Raw genomic sequence first — 20458 nt, 5'->3', positions numbered from 1 at the left:
GGGGAAGCATGAGACAGATCCAGACGGCAGTACCTGCCTCCCGTGCCGGGAAGTTCGGTTCCGCGAGTACGAGGGATGCGGCTGCGGATGCCAATGACAAGGTAACCGCGTTGTTCCCGGCCCAGGAAGACGATGCGGTGGATTCCGCGCTGGATCTGTTCAATCAGATGTCCCGCCAGATCACCGACTCCTACCGTACCCTGGAGTCCCGGGTGAACCAGCTTTCCGGCGAACTCACTGCCGAAACCCGTCAGCGCCAGCGTGAGCTGGAAGAAAAGGAGCGCCTGGCGGATCGCCTCTCCACCCTCTTGTCTGCCCTGCCTGCCGGCGTGATTGTTCTGGACAGCCAGGGCACGGTTGCCCAGTGCAATCCCGCTGCCATTTCCCTGCTGGGTGAGCCCCTGGAGGGCGAGCGCTGGGTGAGTGTGATCCAGCGATGTTTCGCACCCCGGCGCGACGATGGCCATGAAGTCTCTCTCAAGGACGGCCGCCGTGTCAGCATCGAGATTCGAACCATGGAGAATGAGCCGGGTCAGCTGATCCTGCTCACTGATCTTACCGAGACCCGTCAGCTCCAGGCCCAGTTGGCCCACGCGCAGCGGTTGTCGGCCATGGGCCGCATGGTGGCGTCCCTGGCGCACCAGATTCGTACGCCGTTGTCCGCCGCCATTCTCTATGGTGGGCACCTGTCCCAGCCAGACCTGGATGAAGCATTGCGCCAGCGCTGCGCAAGCCGTCTGATGTCCCGCCTGACCCACCTGGAGTCCCAGGTACGCGACATGCTTACCTTTGCCCGGGGTGAAACCCGGTTGGCGGAGGCACTCTCTTCGGACCGTATTGAGGAGGGCCTGAGGGCGGCGGTCGATGGCCTCAACCTGGCGGATAACCAACAGGTAGAACTGGTCGCCCATGGTGCCCCGGTTCCGCTTATGTGTAACCAGGAGGCACTGGTAGGCGCCTGTATGAACCTGGTTAACAATAGCCTGGAAGCCGGTGCCGGGCGCGTCGAAATCTCGCTCACGGGCTGCCAGGACGAGCTGGTCATTGCGGTATCTGACAATGGTCCGGGCTTCCCCGGCCATAAGGCCGAGCAGCTGATGGAAGCCTTCTACACCACCAAGTCCCACGGCACTGGCCTGGGGCTGGCGGTGGTACAGGCCGTGGTCAAGGCCCACAACGGCCAGTTTAGCCTGGCGCCCACGCCTGGCGGGGGAGCCTCTGCGTCGGTTCGTTTGCCTGCCGCCCGCAACCCGAAAACAACATCCTGACAAAAAAGGACAGTCGGAGGACATCATGGCCCGACCCCAGATTCTCATTGTTGAAGACGATCATGACCTGCGCGAAGCGCTGGTAACCACCCTGGAACTGGCCCGTTTCCGGGTGCGGGAGGCCGCATCCGGTGAAAAGGCGCTGGAGGAGCTGGCCCGTGGGCCCGTGGATATGGTGGTCAGTGACGTCAATATGCCGGGAATGTCCGGCCATGACCTGTTAGCCGAGGTGCTGAAAAAGTACCCCGGCCTGCCCATGATGCTGATTACCGCCTACGGTCAGATCAGCGATGCGGTCAGCGCCATGCAGACCGGCGCTATCGATTACCTGGTCAAGCCCTTCGAGCCCCAGGTGCTGGTGGAGGCGGTGGACAAGGTGGTGGGTGCCACGGTAAGCCGCCGTCGCAGCAGTGACGACCCGGTGGCTGAGGATCCCATCAGCAAGCGGCTGTTCCAGCTGGCGAAGAAGGTTGCTGCAAGCGATTCCACGGTGATGATTTCGGGTGAAAGCGGCACTGGCAAGGAAGTACTCGCCCGCTTTATCCACCAGAACTCCAGTCGCAGTGACCAGCCCTTTGTCGCCATCAACTGCGCTGCGATTCCTGAAAACATGCTGGAGGCCATCCTGTTCGGCCATGAGAAAGGCGCCTTTACCGGGGCCCACGCGTCGGTGCCGGGCAAGTTCGAGCAGGCCAACGGCGGCACCATACTGCTGGACGAGATTTCCGAGATGGACCTGGGGTTGCAGTCCAAGCTGTTGCGGGTCCTGCAGGAGCGGGAAGTGGAGCGGGTTGGCGGTCGTCGAACCATTTCCCTGGACGTGCGGGTGCTGGCCACCACCAACCGGGACCTGGCGGACTACGTTCGTGAAGGCAAGTTCCGGGAAGACCTCTATTATCGATTGAGTGTGTTGCCAATGCACTGGCACCCGCTCAGGGATCGTCCGAAAGACATCCTGCCCCTGGCTGAACACCTGCTGCGCCAGCACAGCCGCAAGATGAAGCTTAGCGGTATCACCCTGGGCGCCAATGCCCGCCAGGCCCTGGAGAATCACCGCTGGCCAGGTAACGTGCGGGAACTCGACAATGCCATCCAGCGGGCGCTGGTGCTGCACCAGGGAGCTGAAATCCAGGCAGAGGACCTGTGCCTGGATATGGGAATCACCGGACTTGGCGGTGTCGCTGCCGTCCCTGCCGCACCAGCGGCACAGGCGGGATCTGCCCCGATGGAGGCCACGGCTAGTGCTGCAGTATGCGGTGATACGGGCGCGACAGCACCTGTGGCTGCGGTGTCGGAGCCTGCGGATGAGTCGGCCTCGCTGGGGGATGAGATCCGGCGTCGGGAGTTCCGGATTATCATTGACACGCTTCGCCGGGAGCGCGGACGTCGCAACCGGGCGGCAGAGCAACTGGGTATCAGCCCCCGGACCCTGCGTTACAAGCTGGCACAGATGCGCGATTTTGGCATCGACCTGGACGCCGAGCTGGCAATGGCGGTCTGACCCTGAAAGCTCTCCGGAAAAGGCGCCTGCGGGCGCCTTTTCTGTTTCTGGCCCGGGTATGCGCCTTCTCCAGCACGTCAAAATCCCGACAGCGTTCTGTGGTCGCAGCGGGCCTTATTATTTAACACGCTGTAATCATTGATTAATTGTTAGTTGGTCAGAACTTTGCATTCACCCCGTCGAAACCTGTTCAGCGCCACCCCAGGACACCGGGCGCGCAAGAGCTTTTGGAACCGGGAGACGAGCAATGGTCCAGCGAGCCGATATCAATAACGTCCTGTCCGAGATGCGCAATCTGCGGGCGCAGATGATGCAGAACCAGCGCATGGATAACGACCTGGCGATACGTGGCCAGGTGGACAAGCCGTCGGGCCCGGAAAAGGTCAACGAAACTCCGGGCTTTGGCGATATGCTCAACCAGGCCGTGAACAAGGTCAACGACCTGCAGTCGACCACCGGCGAACTTCGAACCGCCTATGAGCAGGGCGACCCAAACGTGGATATCACCCGGGTGATGATTGCCTCCCAGAAATCGTCGGTCGCTTTTGATGCCCTGTCCCAGGTTCGTAACCGGGTGGTCAAGGCGTATGAAGACATCATGAACATGCCGATCTGACGGCCGGTATAACGAGTTAGTAGCGGAGCAACCCCATGGCCAGTATACCTGCAGACGCCACCTCCACTGAGCTGTCCACCACCGGTTCGGACACCGAAAGTGAAAGCCGCAGCGACCTGCTGTTTGGCTTCAACCGCCTTAACCTGCTGCGGCAGATCGGACTTATGGTGGGGCTGGCTGCCAGCGTGGCACTGGGCGTGGCCGTGGTGCTGTGGGCACAGGAGCCCAACTACCAGCCGGTGCTGGGAGATCTCTCCAGCTACAACCCGGAAGACGTTTCCCGCATCCTTGACCAGAGTGGCATCGAGTACCGCATGGACGGCCGCTCCGGTGCCCTGCTGGTGGCATCGGACCAGGTCTATGACGCCCGCCTGAAGCTCGCTGCCGAGGGCGTGACCGACAGGGACACCATTGGTTACGAGTTGCTGGACCAGGAGCAGGGACTGGGCACCTCCCAGTTCATGGAAACCATCAGCTTCCGCCGGGGCCTGGAAGGTGAGCTGGCCCGGACTATCGGCAGCATGCGCAGTGTCAAATCCGCACGGGTGCACCTTGCCATTCCGGAGCGTTCCGTCTTTGTCCGTGATGCCCGCAAGCCAACTGCCTCGGTATTCCTGAATGTCTTCGCTGGTCGCCGGGTGGAGCAGGAGCAGATCAAGGCCATCGTCAACCTGGTGGCAGGCAGTGTGCCGGAGATGAGCCGGGAGCAGGTGACCGTGGTCGACCAGAACGGCAACCTGCTGACCGGCCGTGAGGAGGATGCGAATCGCCGGGACATGCAGGAACAGTATGAATACACCGAGCGAACGGAGGAGCGCCTGACCAGCCGGGTGGCTTCCATGATTGCACCGATTGTCGGCGACAGCCGCTTCCGCGCGGAAGTCAGTGCCGACCTGGACTTCTCCTCTGTCGAGCAGGCGGAAGAGCTCTTCAACCCTGAACAGCAGGCCATTCGCAGCGAGCGGGAAATGTCCGAGCAGCGCGCCAGCGGTGCCCAGGGCGGTATTCCCGGTGCGCTCTCCAACCAACCCCCGGGTCAAGCCGCTGTGCCTGAGCAGGCCGCAGCCAACGCGGACGAAGAAGAGGGTGGCCAGGCCCAGCCAGTGGACATCCGCCGTGAATCCACCCGCAACTACGAAGTGGACCGCACCGTCAGCTACATTCGCCAGGCGCAGGGAGGTATCAAGCGCCTGACCGTTGCCGTGGCCGTGGATGACAAGCGGGTGGTGGATCCGGACACCGGTGAGGTCAGTTACCAGCCATGGCAACAGCAGGAGCTGCAACGCCTGAATATGCTGGTACGTGATGCCGTGGGCTACTCCGCTGCCCGGGGTGACAGTGTCACGGTGATGAACACGGCGTTCGCACCGGAGCAGCCGGTGGAATACGTGGAGCCTTCGTTCTGGGAGCAACCCTGGTTCTGGAACCTTATGAAGCAGGTGCTTGCCGGGGTGGTAATCCTGGCGCTGGTCCTGGGCCTGCTGCGCCCGGTCCTCAAGACCATTTCCGGTGGCAGCCGGCATGGCCGGGAGGATGGCGCTGGCTCAGGCGGAGGCTCTTACGATGACCTTGGTATGGGTGCCGACAGGGCACTGGCGGATGCCATGGGCGGTCAGGATGAGTTGCTTTTGCCTGGCGCCGCTGACAGCTATGATAGGCACCTGAACGCTTTGAAGGGGCTGATTGCCGAGGACCCGGCCCGGGTCGCCCAGGTAATGCGCCAGTGGGTGAACGTCGATGAGTGAAGAAAATCGCCAGGACGGGGACAATAAACAACTCCGCCGCAAGATACCCCGGGTAGAGCAGGCCGCAATCCTGCTGATGTCCCTGGGTGAGTCCGACGCCGCCGAGATCCTGCGTCATATGGGCCCCAAGGAAGTCCAGCGGGTCGGGGTGGCCATGGCCCAGATGAAGGACGTGAGCAAGGATGAAGTGTCCTATGTGCTCAATGAGTTTGTCGACGCCGTTGGTGGCCAGACCGGCCTGGGTGTGGGCAATGATGAGTACATCCGCGCCATGCTGACCCAGGCCCTGGGGGACGACAAGGCCAATAGCCTGATCGATCGTATCCTGATCGGCGGTAACACCACCGGCCTCGACACCCTCAAGTGGATGGAGCCCCGCGCCGTGGGCGATATCATTCGCTATGAGCACCCCCAGATCCAGGCCATTGTTATCTCCTACCTGGATCCGGACCAGGCGGCCGAGATCCTTGGCACCCTGGACGACAAGGTTCGGCTGGATGTGATGATGCGGGTAGCGGCCCTCGAGAGCATCCAGCCCCAGGCCCTGCAGGAACTCAACGATATCCTCGAGAAGCAGTTCTCCGGCGGCTCCGGCGCCCAGACCAGCCGTATCGGTGGCGTCAAGCGGGCGGCCGACATCATGAACTTTATGGACCGCTCCATTGAGGGCGGCCTGATGGATTCGATAAAGGATATGGATCCGGACCTGGCGTCAACCATCGAAGACCTGATGTTCGTGTTTGATAACCTGGTGGAAGTGGACGACCGGGGCATCCAGGCCCTGCTGCGGGAAGTGTCTTCCGAGGTGTTGGTGGTTGCTCTCAAGGGTTCTGATGATGCGGTCAAGGACAAGATCTTCCGCAACATGTCCAAGCGTGCCGCCGAGTTGCTCCAGGATGACCTGGAGGCCAAGGGCCCTGTCCGCGTCAGTGAAGTGGAGTCCGCCCAGAAAGATATCATCACCATTGCCCGTCGTATGGCGGAAGCGGGTGAGATCACCCTCGGTGGTGCCGGCGAAGAAATGATGTGATGAAGGATTCCCGTCGCGGTACCCGAGTTCCTCCCGAAGAACTCAGCGCCTGGGAGCGTTGGGAGTTGCCGTTGCTGGACGAGCAGGGCAACGAGATCGCCCGTGAGGAAGAGGTGGACGTCAAGCCGCTGACAGCCGCCGATATTGAGTCCATCCGTCAGTCGGCCTGGGAAGAGGGCCTGGAAGAGGGCCGCAGTTCCGGCTATCAAGAGGGCTTCGCGAAAGGTTCGCAAGACGGCCGTGAGCAGGGCTATCGCGAGGGCCGGGAAACCGGTGAAAGGGAAGGCCGGGAACAGGCCGAGCAGAATGCCCGCAGTGCCATTGACGAAAAACTGGCGCGACTTGAAAGTGTCATGGCCGAGTTGGTGGCACCCATTGAGCAGCACCAGGACGAACTGGAGTCTGCCCTGGTCAACCTGGCTACGGTACTGGCTCGGGCGGTCATCCACCGGGAGTTGTCCCTGGACTCGTCACAGATAAGGCAGGTGGTTACCGATGCGGTCAACAGCCTGCCGTCGACCCGTGAGAATGTCCGGGTTCGCGTTCATCCCTCTGACCTTGACTGGGTCAGTGAAGTCGCCGGGCGCCTCGATGCGGAAGTCGCGATTACCGGGGACGAGTCTATCCTCGCGGGGGGATGTAAGGTGGAAACCCGCCACTCGCTGGTGGATTACACCGTTGAAAAGCGTTTCCAGAAGGCCGTTCAGGGCATGCTGGAGCAGCAGATCGGCAGCGCTTCAACCGGCGAGAGCGAACAGCTGGAGTCGGTGATGGGAGAGCTGTCTGATTTCCACCGGGATGTACTGGACGAGCCGGGGGAGTCCGACGATGACCAGCAGCCTGGCTGATCGCCTGCAGCGACTGAGCGGCAATATACCCCCTGAACCCGCGCCGGAACTGTCCGGGCGCCTGACCCGTATGGTTGGCCTGACCCTGGAGTGCGTGGGCTGTCCCATGGTCGTGGGCGATCGCTGCCTGATCCTGGGCCAGGGTGATGCCACCGTGGAGGCGGAAGTGGTGGGGTTCGAGGACGACAGGGTCTACCTGATGCCCCTGACCGCCATTGATGGCCTGCGCCCCGGTGCCAGGGTGGTGCCATTGTCGGCGGCCAGCAAGGTTCCGGTGGGCGAGGGTTTGCTGGGGCGAGTGATCAATGGCAACGGCGAACCGCTGGATAACCATGGTCCATTGCAGGCCGAAGCCCGGGTGCCGCTCTCCGGCGAGATCATCAACCCGCTGAACCGCGCCCCCGTTCGCACCTCCATGGATGTGGGTATCCGTGCCATCAACAGTCTTCTGACCGTGGGCCAGGGCCAGCGCCTTGGCCTGTTCGCCGGCAGTGGCGTGGGCAAGAGCATGTTGCTGGGCATGATGACCCGGTTTACGGATGCGGATATTACCGTCGTTGGCCTGATTGGCGAGCGGGGTCGGGAGGTCAAGGAGTTCATCGATGACATCCTGGGGGAGGAAGGGCTGTCCCGTTCAGTGGTGGTTGCCTCGCCGGCGGATGACTCGCCCCTGATGCGCCTGCGCGCCGCCATGCTGACCACCCGTATCGCGGAATACTACCGTGACCAGGGCAAGCGCGTTCTGCTGCTGATGGACTCCCTGACCCGCTATGCCCAGGCCCAGCGGGAAATCGCCCTGGCGGTAGGAGAACCACCGGCGACCAAGGGTTATCCGCCATCGGTGTTTGCCAAGCTGCCACAACTGGTGGAGCGCACCGGCAATGGCAAGCCCGGAGGAGGCTCGATTACCGCGTTCTATACCGTGCTCACGGAGGGTGACGACCAGCAGGATCCGGTGGCGGACTCGGCCCGGGCCATTCTTGATGGCCATATCGTGCTGTCCCGGCGCCTGGCGGAAGAGGGCCACTACCCTGCCATTGATGTGGAAGCCTCCGTCAGCCGGGTTATGCCCCATGTTACGGACAAGGACCATTTCGCCCGGGCCCAGCGTTTCAAGCAGGTGTATTCCCGCTACCAGCAGGCCCGGGACCTGATTAGCGTGGGAGCCTATGTGAAGGGCTCCGATCCGGAAACCGACTTTGCCATCCGCTATATTGACGCCATACGTGACTTCCTCCGGCAGGACCTGAATGAGGGCGCCCCGTTTGACCAGTGCGTGGAGCAATTGCTGGCCTTGCTGCCAGAGAAGCCTCCAAAGCCCGGCAATGCGGACAGAAACCAGGCCGGGGGCCGTGAATGACGGTACGGTCGCAACGCCTGCAAGTAGTGCTGTCGCTGGAAGAGCGCAAGGAACAACAGGCCCTGGACCGTATGAACGATGTACGGCGCCAGTGGCAGGAGGAACAGGACCGCCTTGAGGAATTGCAGCGCTACCAGCTGGAGTACCACCAGCAAATGCGGGAACAGCAGCAGGGGACCGTGCCGGTGGCGAGGCTGCAGGGTTGGCAGAACTTCATTGCCCGCCTGGACTTGCTCCTTGGGCAGCAGCAGGCCCGGGTCGAGCAGGCAGAGCAGCGCGTCGAGCAGGCGCGACAGCAATGGCAGCAAGCCTGGGAGCGGCGCCGGGGCATGGAAAAGTACATCCAGGCCTGCCGTGCCCAGGAGCAACGGGACCGTGACCTCGCCGAGCAGAAGCAGTCTGATGAAGCCGCCGCCCGTCAGTTCTCACGGCGGCGCTAAGTATCCGTGCGAGACAGTGCTGGAATACAAAAGCCTACACATTGGCTATCCTGAAGGGCGTGCGCCTGTTCAGAAGTCCTGCCGGTCCACGGATCACAGTGTTGCAGTGGCAGGCGATCAGCGGCAGGATTACCCCAAAGTCAGACCCGGTGTCTGACCCAGGTTAGCGGAGGGAACGACCATGCCTGTGCACACCCGACAAAGCGACGACGGTGAAACCCGCACCATTGCCATCGAGGGACGTTTTGATTTCAGTACCCACCAGGCCTTCCGTGATGCCTATGAAAACGATTCGGAGGGAGTCCGGCACTGGGTGATCGACATGTCTGATACCCGGTACCTGGACAGCTCCGCACTGGGCATGCTCCTGTTGCTGAGGGACTTTGCCGGTGGTGACAATGCCAGCATCTGCATCGAGAACTGCAACGGCGACGTGCGCCGTATCCTGGCCATCTCCAATTTCGAGCAGCTTTTTTCCATTCGTTGACGCGACCGGTGAGGGTGCTGCTGTGTCTGGCAGGCCCTCCGGGTGAGAGGATGCACCCGTGACAGATCCCGATAACCCCAGGCCGTTGCGGCTGCTGATTGCCGATGACAGCAGCACGGACCGGCTGATTCTCCAGGCCATACTTCGACGTCAGGGGCATGAGGTACAGGCCGCCGAGGACGGCCAGGCGGCACTTCAGCTCTATCACCGCTGGCAACCGGATATGGTGTTGCTGGATGTCATGATGCCAAGGATGGACGGTATGGAAGCCGCCCGCCAGATCAAGGCGCTGGCCGGCGAAACCCTGGTGCCGGTGATCTTCCTTACCTCCCTGTCCGATGCCGGTTCCCTGGCCCAGTGCCTTGAAGCCGGGGGTGACGATTTCCTGCCCAAGCCCTACAACCCGGTCATCATCCGGGCCAAGCTTTGGGCGTTTGATCGCATGCGCCGGATGCAGGAGACCCTGGCCCGGCAGCGGGACCTTATCCATATGCGTAACCAGCAATTGCTGGATGAACAGGTGACGGCCCGTCGGGTGTTCGACAATATCGCCCATACCGGCTGCCTCGACGCGCCGAATATCCGCTACCATGCCTCCCCCATGTCCGTCTTCAATGGTGACATCCTGTTTGCCTGTCCCCGACCCGCCGGCGGCATGCACCTGCTGGTTGGCGACTTCACCGGACACGGACTGCCGGCGGCTATTGGCGCCCTGCCGGTGGCAGAAATTTTCTACGGCATGACCAGTAAGGGTTTCAGCGGGCCGGATGTATTGCGTGAGCTCAACCAGAAACTGGTGCGGATCCTGCCCACCGGCATGTTTTGCTGCGCGACCTTTGCTGAAGTGGACTTCCGTCAGGGCGTGGTGCGGGTCTGGAACGGGGGGCTGCCGGATGGTTACCTGATGGACATCGATGGCACCTGCCATTCCCTGGTATCCCGACACCTGCCCCTGGGGGTTCTGGGCCCGGAGCGGTTTGCGGCGCCCATGGAAGAGTATCGGGCGAAGCCGGGGGACCAGCTACTGCTGATGACGGACGGCGTGCTGGAAGCCACCGATGCCGGCGGACAGCACTTCGGTGAGCAGCGATTGCTGCAGGCACTGGCGACCCAGCCAGCTCACGTCTCACCCGTCGACCATGTTATCGAGCAGGTTCAGACCTTTGCCGGTGGCGGCCGGGAATCCGATGACCTTACCCTTCTGGGACTCCGGATGACCAGCCAGGACCCGGTGACGAAGCGGTCAGTGCCTGCTACGCAGTCGGCCCTCACCGGCCCCGCCTTCTGGCGCTGCAGCTATGAGGTGGAGGGCCCCACCCTGGGTCAGTTCAATCCGCTGCCACTCTTGCTCCATGTCTGCATGGCAGTGGCCGGGCTGCGGCAGCACAGCGGCGAAATCTATACCTTGCTGGCGGAACTCTACAATAACGCCCTGGAGCATGGCGTGCTGGAGCTGCCCTCCGCCTGGAAAAATAGTCCGGAAGGCTTTGCCCGCTACTATGCTGAACGGGAGCGGCGCCTTGCCGTTGTGGAGGGGCATTCTATCCAATTTGACCTGGAGCACTGTTTGCGCGACAGCGGGGGGCGACTGATCATCCGCTGCCGGGATTCCGGGCAGGGCTTTGATCCTGAGGCGGTGACTGAGCCCGGGGAGCGAGCATATGCCGGTCGCGGACTGGCGCTAATTCGCCGGTTATCCAGTGGCCTGACCTACAACAAACAAGGAAATCAGGCTGAAGTAGTATATGATTGGGAGCTGACCGAGCACGGGAGCGGGCAAACTTGAGGACTGCCGGGTACGCTCTCCGGTCATCGGGTTGCAATATCACCAACTGCCCAGACTATGATTAGACAAATACATCAAGAGTCACGTTTCACCTGTGGCTCCCGTGAGGTTGGGTATGAACGACAAGCCACACCTTGATGAAGAAGCCCTCGCCGAGCTGCGGGATGTGATGGAGGATGAGTTCGATATCCTCATCCAGACGTACATCAGCGATTCCCGTGAACGAATCCAGGCGCTTCATCAGGCGCTGTCCGACAATGACCCGGACGCATTCGCCAAAACGGCTCACAGTTTCAAAGGCAGCAGTATCAATATCGGCGCGGCCCGGCTGGGCGAACTGTGCCTTGTTATTGAAAAGGCGGGCCGTGACGGAGCGCTGGCCGATGCCCGGCAAAGGATGACGGACCTGGAGGCGGAATTCGCCATCGTCCGGCGTCTCATGGAAGAATCCCTGCTCGCCTGACGGTCCTCGCCCATATAGCTCCCGGAGCCGGTTTTACCGGCCCACTTCCTCTCTGGCACCTAATTTGCAGTATTACTGGAAAACCTGCCCTCCCGGGCGATTTTCAGTGATTCAGCGGCAAGAGGTTGCCATGTCATCGATGGTACTGACCCAGTTACTTAACCCCGAGTCGGGCATTGACCGTAAGGCCACCGGCAAGCTCCCGGACACCCAGGGGTCGGCCGATCAAGGCCCCAGCCGGTACGACGAAGTGGTTCGACAACAGGAAAAGCGCCTCGAACAACGACGCGTTGAAGACCGCGCTCGCGAGCGGGCCATGGAGCAAGGGCGTCAAGCCGAGGCCCGCCATGATGACAGGGCTGACGAGAGAAAGCCGGACCCTTCTGCGCGGGTGGGGAAAGCGGAAGGGCGAGGCGATACGGCTTCCTCGGCAAGGCGACGTAGTAGCGGCGAGGAAGACACTTCACGCCACACGGACGCGCAGGAAGGCGCCGGCAAGGATACCGACCCCGTGGCCGAATCCCGGTCCGCAAACGGCAAACCCGGGGAAGGGGCAGCAACAGAGGGCCAGAAACATTCCCCTGAGGCGCTGGCTGGAGAATTACTGGATTTGGCGGATGCCTCCGAGACGCCTGTTGCCCTTCCGCTCAATGGGGCAATGGTTCAGGGTGGCAATAACGGCACCTTCCAGGGTATCTCGGAAACCGGGTTGATGGCGCCGGGCCTGGTGGCAGGCCAGCAGCGCGGTGCTTCGGCGACTGTTGGCCGTCTGTTTGCCGCCATGCTTGAGACAGGGAAGGAACCCGGTGGCAAGGGTGGCGACTTGCTGGCGGGTTTACAGGGAAATAATACGCAACTGCTGAGTGAGTCGTCGGGCAAGGTTGCAGACAGCCTGATGACGCGGCTGTCTGCACCGGAACTGACGCAGTCACTGAATCAGTCGGCCACCCTTCGAGGTCAGGAAGCCCAGGCCCTGATGCGAAGTTACAGCACGAGTGTTGACGCCCCCGTTGGCGAAAACGAATGGGGTGAGAAAGTCATGGGTAAGCTGGCATGGCTGACGGCCAGCCAGATGTCGGTGGCTGAGATCCATATCACGCCCCCGGAGCTGGGTCCGCTGGATGTGCGGGTTCAGGTGCAGAACGACCAGGCCACTGTGACGGTCCATGCCAGCACCCCTGCCGTTCGGGAACAGCTCGAACTCCATGGCCACAGGCTGCGGGACATGCTCAGCGAGCAGGGCCTCAGCCTTGAGGGGTTTGATGTAAGCGACTCACCCGGTCGCGAAACTGCCGACCAGCAGGGAGACGGTGATGGCCAGGGCGAGCGGGGTCCGGGTCAACGGGTCAGCAGCGCGGAGGAAGGGGACACCGGGACGGTAACCTCCGGAGCCCTGGACCTGTCCTGGCGTGGTGAGGTAGACCTGTACGCCTGAGCCGCAAGCCTGTTGTCTGATCCCGTGAGAGAGCCACTCAAAGAATTCGCCTCCGGGCCGGTCAGGGGTTACACTTTGGCCAGTTGAATCAGAAACGCCAGCCACCGGGCTGGCGTTTCTGTTTGTGGACGGACGTTTCTGTTCGCGGACTGATAGAGGTACACTCTGACGGCACTTTCAACGGTTTTTTCTGGGTTGGCGCAGTGATTGCTTGAGAACCTGGAAAAGCGAATCCTGGCCGCAATCGGCAAAAAATTGACGGACTCCGGAATGGCGGAAAACAATGAGGTGGCAGCGCCACCCAAGAAAGGCAAACTCAAGACCATCGTGCTGCTGGTCGTTGTTCTGCTACTGGCTATAGGGCTGTCAGTGGCGGGTACGCTCTGGTTTCTTACCGATAGTAGTGGCGAAACGGTCGACGGGGCTGCGGAGGAAGTGGAAGAAATCTTTGTTCCCAGTGGCTATATGGTCATGGACCGGCCACTGGTCACCACTGTTCGCCACGCGGGGCGTCAGCGCTATATCCAGGTATACCTGGCATTCGAATCGACACAGGAGCCCGCCCTGGCGGCGGCCAGCAAGCACCTGCCCTTGTTGCGTAATACACTGATCTCCGAGCTGGGGCAGTTGGAGTTCATGGAGTTGCAGACACCTGAAGGACGCCAGGCACTGCCACAGCGCCTGCTGTCGGCGGTCAACGAAATCCTGGCGGCAGAAGGTGAGCCGACCCTTGACAGGGTCCTGTTACGGAATTTCGTGGTTCAATAAAACCCATACGAAGGCAGGGTGCCGGGCTAACCACCCGCATTCGCCTGAGCTGCAGGCAGTCAGAGGCTGATAACTATGCAGGATCTACTCTCGCAGGATGAAATCGATGCGCTGCTCCACGGTGTGGACGACGGCGATATCGACACCTATGACGAGACCGAGGAAGAAGGGGTCAAGCAATATGACCTTGCCAGCCAGGACCGCATTGTCCGTGGCCGCATGCCGACCCTTGAAATGGTCAACGAGCGCTTTGCCCGTTACACCCGCATCAGCCTGTTCAACCTCCTGCGCCGGAACGCGGACGTGTCCACCGGCGGTATCCAGATCATGAAGTTCGGGGAGTACATCCATACCCTGTACGTGCCTACCAGCCTCAACCTGGTGAAGGTGCGGCCGCTTCGAGGCACCGGTCTGTTCATCCTCGATGCCAAGCTGGTGTTCAAGCTGGTGGATAACTTCTTCGGCGGTGAGGGCCGCCACGCCAAGATCGAGGGCAGGGAGTTTACCCCCACCGAGACCCGTATCGTGCAGATGGTGCTCAACCAGGTCTTTGTAGACATGAAAGAGGCCTGGCATGCAGTGCTGAAGGTTGATTTCGACTACCTCAGCTCCGAGGTCAATCCGGCCATGGCCAATATTGTCAGCCCCAGTGAAGTGGTGGTGATCAGTACCTTCCATGTGGAGCTTGACGGCGGTGGCGGTGAGCTGCACATGGCGTTGCCGTACTCCATGATTGAGCCTATCCGCGAGGTGCTTGACGCCGGCGTCCAGAGTGACATCGACGACGTCGATGAGCGCTGGGTTAACGCCCTGCAGGAAGACATCAAGGAAGTACTGGTACCGGTTAATGCAATGGTGTGCCGACGCCGGATTTCGCTACGGGACGTGGCCAATTTCAAGGCAGGGGATGTGATTCCGGTGGAGATGCCGGAAGCCCTGGACATGACTGCCAATGGCATTCCCATCTACAAGGCCACCCTGGGTACCCGGGATGGCAAGATGGCGTTGAGAATCAAGGAACGCACCAAGCTTCCGAAGGTGAAAAAACAACTGAAGGTAGGTAGACATGGCTGACGATAACAAAGACGACCGCGAGCTCAGCGAAGACGAGAAGCTGGCTGCCGAGTGGGAAGCAGCCATGGGAGAGTCCGGTGACGGTGAAGGCGGTGAAGATGGCGCCGGTGACAACCGTGCTGACGAGTGGGCGGCGGCCATGGCCGAAGCCGGGGATTCTGACGAGGGCGCCGGTAAACAGGTTCGCGCGGCACCGATGGAAGACTTCGGTGACCAACCGCAACCAGGGGGCGCCCCGGGCACCGAGCCGGACCTGGATGTGATTCTCGACATCCCGGTGACCATTTCCATGGAGGTGGGCAATACCCAGATTCCCATCCGCAACCTGCTGCAGCTTAACCAGGGCTCGGTGATCGAGCTGGACCGGCTGGCCGGGGAGCCGCTGGACGTGCTGGTCAATGGCACCCTGATTGCCCATGGCGAAGTGGTCATGGTGAACGAGAAGTTTGGTATTCGCCTGACGGATGTCATCAGCCCCGGTGAGCGCATCAAGCGTCTTCAGAAATGACCATGGGCTTTCGTATCAGCCATGTCCTGGCTACAACGCTGCTGGCACCCGCGCTGGTGCTGGCCCAGGATGAAACGGTCCGGGAAGCGCCGGAGAGCACCAGCAGCCAGAGTGATGCCGTAGCCACCCTCGCCACTATGGGCATCGGCCTGCTGGTGGTGGTGGCACTGATTTTTGGCTGTGCCTGGCTGATCCGCCGCATGAATGGCCTGACCGGCATGAACAGCGGTGCCATGAAAGTTGTTTCGGTGATGGCCCTGGGCGCCCGGGAGCGTATCGCGCTGATTGATGTGGCCGGTACCCAGATTCTGGTAGGCATCACCCCCAGCTCCATTCGAACCCTCCATGTCTTCGACGAACCGGTGGTAGTGCCGGGGCAGGCTGTGAGTGGAGACTTTGCCAAAAAGCTCCACGGGCTGATGGGGCGGCACTGGAAACCCGGTGATGCCGGTCGTAAGGGAGACACAGACTGATGCGGTGGCTGTTGATCCTGGCGGGGCTGGCGCTGGCCCCGGATGTATTCGCCCAGGACGGGATTGGTGGTATTCCGGGTATTCCTGCGGTTACCGTGACACCGGGTGAACAGGGGGAGGAGTATTCCGTTACCCTGCAGATCTTGGCCTTCATGACGGCGCTGACCTTCCTGCCCGCCATGCTGATGATGATGACCTCGTTCACCCGCATCATTGTGGTTTTTGCCATCCTGCGCCAGGCCCTTGGGCTGCAATCCACGCCTTCCAACCAGATCCTGCTGGGGCTTGCGCTGTTCCTGAGCATCTTCATCATGAAGCCGGTGTTTGAGGAGGCCAACCGGGTAGGTCTGCAGCCGTACCTGGCGGAGGAAATGACTTCCCTCGAGGCAGTGGAGGCAGCCAGTGTCCCGTTCCGGCAGTTCATGCTGTCCCAGACCCGGGAGAGCGACCTGGGGCTGTTCATACGTATTGCCGACGAGGAGTACGACAGCCCTGAAGACGTATCCTTCTGGGTGCTGATGCCTGCCTTTGTAACCAGCGAGCTGAAAACCGCGTTCCAGATCGGCTTTATCCTGTTTATCCCGTTTCTGATTATCGACATGGTGGTGGCCAGTGTTCTGATGGCCATGGGTATGATGATGCTGTCGCCAATCATTATTTCTTTGCCGTTCAAGATCATGCTGTTTGTGCTGGTGGACGGCTGGGCACTGATCATGGGCACACTCGCTGCCAGCTACGGAATTTAGGGAGGCCCGCCATGACGCCGGAAACCGCCATCGACATCATGCGTGAAGCTCTCTGGATGATCGTAATGCTGTCGGCCTTTATCATCGGACCGGGCCTGGTCATCGGCCTGGTGGTGAGTACCTTCCAGGCTGCAACCCAGATCAATGAACAGACCCTGAGCTTCCTGCCAAGATTGCTGGTGACCCTGTTGGTGATCATCTTTGCCGGCCCCTGGATGCTGACCCAGCTGATTGACCACGCCGAGGGGCTGATTGGCAGCATCCCCTACCTGATCGGATGAGCCGGGTATGATTCCCGCCGATCTCAGTGCGGATGTGATCAGCCAGTGGGTGGGGCAGCACCTGTGGCCGCTGTTCCGCATTGCCAGTTTCTTTATGGTGATTCCGTTTATTGGTACTCAATTGGTGCCGGCGAGGGTTCGCCTGGGTCTGGCCCTGCTGACCACGATCCTTGTGGTGCCCATGCTGCCGCCGGTTCCGCAGGTTGAGGCGCTCAGTGGCGAGGCGGTGATTATCACGCTGCAGCAGATTCTGATCGGTGTGGGTATGGGCTTTGCGCTGACGGCCCTGTTCCAGCTGTTTACCATCGCCGGCCAGATGATCGCCATGCAGATGGGTCTGGGCTTTGCCTCGATGAACGATCCGTCCCACGGGGTCAACGTGACGGTGCTTTCCCAGATCTACACCATTACGATCACTCTGTTGTACCTGGCGATGAACGGGCACCTGGTGGCTATCGAGGTGTTCCTGGAGAGTTTTCGTACCCTGCCTATTGGCCTGGAGGGGCTGGGTCAGGAGGGTGTCTGGCAGCTGGCCCACCGGATTTCGTGGATGTTTGCAGCGGCCCTGTTGCTGGCTTTGCCGGCGGTGACGGCGGTGTTTATCGTGAATATTTCGTTTGGTGTGATGACCCGGGCGGCGCCGCAGATGAACATTTTTGCCCTGGGTTTCCCGATTGGCCTGATTTTTGGATTGTTTGCCATATGGGTGCTGCATGCCAATTTTCTGCCGCACTTTGAGCAGTATACCCGTGAGACCTTTGAGTTTATGAGGGGGCTTCAGGGGCAGCCCTGACGCTCACTACTTCGATGTGGCCTGGTTGTTTGGGTGGCGGGTCACGGCCGGGAACCCCCTTTCCGAAACACGCCCCGCAAGTACGTCCCTGTAGGGCTCGGTCGGCGCCGTCCTTGGCGCCTCACGGTTCCGGAAAGGGGGTTCCCGGCCATGCCCCTCTTACTATGTGTCGCGCCTGCGTGGATGTTTGACGGTAGATATGGCCGAAGAGAACGACAACAGTCAGGAAAAAACGGAAGAGCCGACGCCCCGACGCCTTGAGAAGGCCCGGGAGGATGGCCAGACCGCACGTTCCAAGGAGCTGGCCACCATGGCGGTGCTGCTGGCCGGTGCCGGCGGGCTGCTGGTGTTTGGCAAGAGCCTGGCCATGTCCATGGAGCAGATCATGCGTGGCGCGTTTGTGCTGGAGCGGGGGGAGATTTTTGATACCCGTTTTATGAGCACGCAGCTGATTGGCTCTGCCTGGGACGCCACCGTTGCCCTCAGTCCCCTGTTGTTACTGTTGTTGATTGCCTCGATTGCCGGGCCCATTGGCATTGGCGGTCTGCTGTTCAGTGGCAAGGCCATTGCCCCCAAGCTGAACCGTATGGATCCCATCAAGGGTCTGAAGCGGATGTTTTCTGCGCGGTCGCTGGTGGAGCTGGTGAAGGCGATTCTGAAGGTGAGCCTGGTGCTGGCGGTGGCTATCCTGATTCTGAACCTGCGTACCGAGGATCTGCTGAGCATCGCTGAGGAGCCAGCGGTGCCGGCCATGGCCCATGTGGTGTGGACCATGGCGTGGAGTTTTTTCTTCCTTGCATGCGCCACCATCGTTATCGCTGTCATCGACGTGCCGTTCCAGATCTACGATCACCAGAAAAAACTGCGGATGACGAAGCAGGAGGTGAAGGACGAGTACAAGGACACGGAAGGCAAGCCGGAAGTGAAGGGCAAGATCCGTCAGCTGCAGCGTGAGATGGCTCAGCGGCGGATGATGGCGGATGTGCCGACGGCGGATGTGGTTATCACCAACCCGACGCACTATGCGGTGGCGTTGAAGTACGATCAGAAGTCCATGGGCGCGCCGGTGGTGGTGGCCAAGGGGGCCGATGAGGTGGCCTTCAAGATCATGGAGATTGCCCGGGAGAACAAGGTGGAGCTGCTGCGCACGCCGCCCCTGACCCGTGCGGTTTACCACAACACCAAGGTAGGTGAGGAGATCCCTGATGGCCTGTACATGGCGGTGGCCCAGGTGTTGGCCTATATCTTCCAGCTACGGCAGTTCCGCAAGGGGCACGCGCCCAAGCCGACTATGCCGAACTTCCCCATTCCGAAGGATATGCGGCGGGATATCTAGGCTCTGGGTATTTGAGTTCTGCTTGCTGGTCTGAAGCTTTTGGTGGAGGTACAGCTTGGCCGGGGGGCTTTCTTCACCGCATTGGGGTGGCAGGACGCCCCTCCAATGCGGCGGAAAAAGCCTCCCCCTGGTTGCCGCCTCCCCGCAAACCTGCAGTCTAGGAGCAGACAACACCCGTCCGAGAGAAGGCTTTACCCTCAGTGCTCGTGATGAGCCCGCTCACCCCAGGCAGTATCCGACCCGGGAAGCACCAGGTTCAGCAGAATGGCAACGATGCCACACAGGGCAATACCCTCCACCCCGAAAATCGCCATACCGCCAATACCGAACACCAGGGTCACACCCACGATTACCAGGTTGCGGGCCTGGGACAGGTCCACCTGGTTGCGGATCAGGCTGTTCAGCCCCACCACCGCGATAGAACCGAACAACAGGCACAGGATGCCGCCCATCACCGGAACGGGAATGGTCTGCAGGGCCGCGCCGAACTTGCCCACAAAGGCCAGCACGATAGCTACCCCTGCGGCCCACAGCATCACCCGCGGGTTAAAGTTCTTCGTCAGCATCACCGCTCCAGTCACCTCGGAATAGGTCGTGTTGGGCGGTCCGCCCAGGAACGCGGCGGAACTGGTGGCCAGGCCGTCACCCAGCAGGGTGCGGTGCAGGCCCGGCTTCTTGAGGAAGTTCTTGCCGGTCACGTTGCTGATGGCCAGCACATCGCCAATGTGCTCAATAGCCGGAGCAATGGCCACCGGGATCATGAACAGGATCGCACCCCAGCTGAATGAAGGCGTCTGGAAGGCCGGCATGGAAAACCAGGCCGCTTCCGCAATCGGGGAGAAGTCCACAATCACCGGCGTTACGTTGAAAACGCCGGACAGCCATGTGAGCAGGTAGCCAACGATAATGCCGACCATAATGGGGATCAGCCGGAAAATGCCTTTCGCCCATACGGAAACCACAATGGTCACCAGCAGGGAAATCATGGCAATCACTATGGCTGGCTTGTACGGAACCAGTTCGACTGAGCCATCACCGGTATGGCCAGTGGCCATGTTTACCGCGACCGGGGCCAGCCCCAGGCCGATAACCATGATCACCGGGCCAATGACCACGGGCGGCAACAGCCGGTTGATGAAGCCCGTGCCCCGCAGGCGCACAGCGCCGCTCAGCAGGATGTAGAGCAGGCCGGCCGCCACCAGGCCGCCGAGAATCTCCGGAATGGAGAACTGGTTCTTCGCCGCCATGATCGGTGCAATAAATGCGAAGGACGATGCCAGGAATACCGGCACCTTGCCGCCAGTGACGATGTGGAATATCAGCGTGCCCAGACCGGCAGTGAATAGCGCGACGCTTGGGTCCAGACCGGTGAGCAGGGGCATCAGCACCAGGGCACCAAAAGCCACCAGCAGCATCTGGGAACCGGCCAGGGCCTGGCGCCAGACCGGCTCGCCGGCGTAGTCCTCCCTCAGGGAAGTGGTGTGATCAGCATCCTGCATG

The 20458-nt window shown here is 61.1% G+C and carries 21 protein-coding genes; 20 read left to right on the top strand and 1 reads right to left on the bottom strand.

Going from position 1 to position 20458, the window contains the following annotated elements:
- Positions 1-8 precede the first annotated feature (8 nt).
- From BM036_RS02370 to flhB, 20 genes are all read left to right on the top strand, one after another.
- On the top strand, positions 9-1268 hold the full coding sequence (locus tag BM036_RS02370) for a sensor histidine kinase (protein WP_091848599.1): 1260 nt from the start codon (positions 9-11) through the stop codon (positions 1266-1268).
- Between the two features lie 25 nt (positions 1269-1293).
- Positions 1294-2769 (top strand): sigma-54-dependent transcriptional regulator, encoded by a 1476-nt coding sequence (locus BM036_RS02365; protein WP_091848598.1) that lies wholly within the window; start codon positions 1294-1296, stop codon positions 2767-2769.
- A 247-nt stretch (positions 2770-3016) separates the two neighbouring features.
- Complete coding sequence (fliE, locus tag BM036_RS02360; protein WP_091848597.1) at positions 3017-3385, top strand: flagellar hook-basal body complex protein FliE; 369 nt, start codon at positions 3017-3019, stop codon at positions 3383-3385.
- A 35-nt stretch (positions 3386-3420) separates the two neighbouring features.
- The gene (gene fliF, locus BM036_RS02355; RefSeq protein ID WP_091848596.1) at positions 3421-5130 is read left to right on the top strand and encodes a flagellar basal-body MS-ring/collar protein FliF; all 1710 of its coding nucleotides are present in this window, start codon (positions 3421-3423) and stop codon (positions 5128-5130) included.
- On the top strand, positions 5123-6160 hold the full coding sequence (gene fliG / locus BM036_RS02350) for a flagellar motor switch protein FliG (protein WP_091848595.1): 1038 nt from the start codon (positions 5123-5125) through the stop codon (positions 6158-6160). Before fliF ends, fliG begins: the two co-directional genes overlap by 8 nt.
- Positions 6160-7008 (top strand): flagellar assembly protein FliH, encoded by an 849-nt coding sequence (locus tag BM036_RS02345; RefSeq protein WP_091848594.1) that lies wholly within the window; start codon positions 6160-6162, stop codon positions 7006-7008. The genes fliG and BM036_RS02345 overlap by 1 nt, the downstream gene beginning before the upstream one ends.
- Complete coding sequence (gene fliI, locus BM036_RS02340; RefSeq protein WP_091848593.1) at positions 6989-8368, top strand: flagellar protein export ATPase FliI; 1380 nt, start codon at positions 6989-6991, stop codon at positions 8366-8368. The genes BM036_RS02345 and fliI overlap by 20 nt, the downstream gene beginning before the upstream one ends.
- Positions 8365-8808 (top strand): flagellar export protein FliJ, encoded by a 444-nt coding sequence (gene fliJ, locus BM036_RS02335; protein ID WP_091848592.1) that lies wholly within the window; start codon positions 8365-8367, stop codon positions 8806-8808. Before fliI ends, fliJ begins: the two co-directional genes overlap by 4 nt.
- Before the next feature lie 181 nt (positions 8809-8989).
- The gene (locus tag BM036_RS02330) at positions 8990-9295 is read left to right on the top strand and encodes an STAS domain-containing protein (protein WP_091848591.1); all 306 of its coding nucleotides are present in this window, start codon (positions 8990-8992) and stop codon (positions 9293-9295) included.
- A 58-nt stretch (positions 9296-9353) separates the two neighbouring features.
- On the top strand, positions 9354-11081 hold the full coding sequence (locus BM036_RS02325; RefSeq protein ID WP_245742408.1) for an ATP-binding SpoIIE family protein phosphatase: 1728 nt from the start codon (positions 9354-9356) through the stop codon (positions 11079-11081).
- A 115-nt stretch (positions 11082-11196) separates the two neighbouring features.
- Positions 11197-11544 (top strand): Hpt domain-containing protein, encoded by a 348-nt coding sequence (locus tag BM036_RS02320; RefSeq protein WP_091848590.1) that lies wholly within the window; start codon positions 11197-11199, stop codon positions 11542-11544.
- Between the two features lie 130 nt (positions 11545-11674).
- Positions 11675-12979: a flagellar hook-length control protein FliK gene (locus BM036_RS02315; protein WP_091848589.1), complete on the top strand. Its 1305-nt coding sequence runs from the start codon at positions 11675-11677 to the stop codon at positions 12977-12979.
- 270 nt (positions 12980-13249) lie between these two features.
- On the top strand, positions 13250-13747 hold the full coding sequence (locus BM036_RS02310) for a flagellar basal body-associated FliL family protein (RefSeq protein ID WP_091848695.1): 498 nt from the start codon (positions 13250-13252) through the stop codon (positions 13745-13747).
- A gap of 75 nt (positions 13748-13822) precedes the next feature.
- The gene (gene fliM / locus BM036_RS02305) at positions 13823-14821 is read left to right on the top strand and encodes a flagellar motor switch protein FliM (RefSeq protein WP_091848588.1); all 999 of its coding nucleotides are present in this window, start codon (positions 13823-13825) and stop codon (positions 14819-14821) included.
- Entirely contained in the window at positions 14814-15329 is a 516-nt protein-coding gene (gene fliN / locus BM036_RS02300; protein WP_091848587.1) for a flagellar motor switch protein FliN, read from the top strand. Before fliM ends, fliN begins: the two co-directional genes overlap by 8 nt.
- 2 nt (positions 15330-15331) lie before the next feature.
- Complete coding sequence (gene fliO, locus BM036_RS02295) at positions 15332-15802, top strand: flagellar biosynthetic protein FliO (protein ID WP_091848694.1); 471 nt, start codon at positions 15332-15334, stop codon at positions 15800-15802.
- A complete protein-coding gene (gene fliP, locus BM036_RS02290; protein ID WP_281247003.1) occupies positions 15799-16548 on the top strand; it encodes a flagellar type III secretion system pore protein FliP in 750 nt (249 codons plus the stop codon). Before fliO ends, fliP begins: the two co-directional genes overlap by 4 nt.
- An 11-nt stretch (positions 16549-16559) precedes the next feature.
- Positions 16560-16829 (top strand): flagellar biosynthesis protein FliQ, encoded by a 270-nt coding sequence (gene fliQ / locus BM036_RS02285; RefSeq protein WP_091848585.1) that lies wholly within the window; start codon positions 16560-16562, stop codon positions 16827-16829.
- Between the two features lie 7 nt (positions 16830-16836).
- Positions 16837-17622, top strand: a complete 786-nt coding sequence (gene fliR, locus BM036_RS02280) for a flagellar biosynthetic protein FliR (RefSeq protein WP_091848584.1) — start codon at positions 16837-16839, stop codon at positions 17620-17622.
- A gap of 199 nt (positions 17623-17821) precedes the next feature.
- Positions 17822-18958 (top strand): flagellar biosynthesis protein FlhB, encoded by a 1137-nt coding sequence (gene flhB / locus BM036_RS02275; protein WP_091848583.1) that lies wholly within the window; start codon positions 17822-17824, stop codon positions 18956-18958.
- A gap of 197 nt (positions 18959-19155) precedes the next feature.
- Here flhB and BM036_RS02270 read toward each other — a convergent pair whose 3' ends face one another.
- Entirely contained in the window at positions 19156-20457 is a 1302-nt protein-coding gene (locus BM036_RS02270) for a uracil-xanthine permease family protein (RefSeq protein ID WP_091848582.1), read from the bottom strand.
- Position 20458 lies beyond the last annotated feature (1 nt).

The sequence above is a fragment of the Marinobacter segnicrescens genome (assembly GCF_900111555.1).
Classification (GTDB): Bacteria; Pseudomonadota; Gammaproteobacteria; order Pseudomonadales; family Oleiphilaceae; genus Marinobacter; species Marinobacter segnicrescens.
The sequence above is the reverse complement of the archived record's forward strand: the minus strand, read 5'-3'. Positions and strand labels throughout refer to the sequence as shown.

Excerpts from the sequence above, each read along its gene's own strand:
- BM036_RS02310 (WP_091848695.1), top strand. The coding sequence starts at position 13,250 with ATGGCGGAAAACAATGAGGTGGCAGCGCCACCCAAGAAAGGCAAACTC.
- fliG (WP_091848595.1), top strand. The coding sequence starts at position 5,123 with ATGAGTGAAGAAAATCGCCAGGACGGGGACAATAAACAACTCCGCCGC.
- fliI (WP_091848593.1), top strand. The coding sequence starts at position 6,989 with ATGACCAGCAGCCTGGCTGATCGCCTGCAGCGACTGAGCGGCAATATA.
- BM036_RS02345 (WP_091848594.1), top strand. The coding sequence starts at position 6,160 with ATGAAGGATTCCCGTCGCGGTACCCGAGTTCCTCCCGAAGAACTCAGC.
- BM036_RS02320 (WP_091848590.1), top strand. The coding sequence starts at position 11,197 with ATGAACGACAAGCCACACCTTGATGAAGAAGCCCTCGCCGAGCTGCGG.
- fliF (WP_091848596.1), top strand. The coding sequence starts at position 3,421 with ATGGCCAGTATACCTGCAGACGCCACCTCCACTGAGCTGTCCACCACC.
- fliR (WP_091848584.1), top strand. The coding sequence starts at position 16,837 with ATGATTCCCGCCGATCTCAGTGCGGATGTGATCAGCCAGTGGGTGGGG.
- BM036_RS02365 (WP_091848598.1), top strand. The coding sequence starts at position 1,294 with ATGGCCCGACCCCAGATTCTCATTGTTGAAGACGATCATGACCTGCGC.
- fliN (WP_091848587.1), top strand. The coding sequence starts at position 14,814 with ATGGCTGACGATAACAAAGACGACCGCGAGCTCAGCGAAGACGAGAAG.
- BM036_RS02270 (WP_091848582.1), bottom strand. The coding sequence starts at position 20,457 with ATGCAGGATGCTGATCACACCACTTCCCTGAGGGAGGACTACGCCGGC.
- BM036_RS02330 (WP_091848591.1), top strand. The coding sequence starts at position 8,990 with ATGCCTGTGCACACCCGACAAAGCGACGACGGTGAAACCCGCACCATT.
- flhB (WP_091848583.1), top strand. The coding sequence starts at position 17,822 with ATGGCCGAAGAGAACGACAACAGTCAGGAAAAAACGGAAGAGCCGACG.
- fliM (WP_091848588.1), top strand. The coding sequence starts at position 13,823 with ATGCAGGATCTACTCTCGCAGGATGAAATCGATGCGCTGCTCCACGGT.
- fliE (WP_091848597.1), top strand. The coding sequence starts at position 3,017 with ATGGTCCAGCGAGCCGATATCAATAACGTCCTGTCCGAGATGCGCAAT.
- fliQ (WP_091848585.1), top strand. The coding sequence starts at position 16,560 with ATGACGCCGGAAACCGCCATCGACATCATGCGTGAAGCTCTCTGGATG.
- BM036_RS02370 (WP_091848599.1), top strand. The coding sequence starts at position 9 with ATGAGACAGATCCAGACGGCAGTACCTGCCTCCCGTGCCGGGAAGTTC.
- fliJ (WP_091848592.1), top strand. The coding sequence starts at position 8,365 with ATGACGGTACGGTCGCAACGCCTGCAAGTAGTGCTGTCGCTGGAAGAG.
- BM036_RS02315 (WP_091848589.1), top strand. The coding sequence starts at position 11,675 with ATGTCATCGATGGTACTGACCCAGTTACTTAACCCCGAGTCGGGCATT.
- fliO (WP_091848694.1), top strand. The coding sequence starts at position 15,332 with ATGGGCTTTCGTATCAGCCATGTCCTGGCTACAACGCTGCTGGCACCC.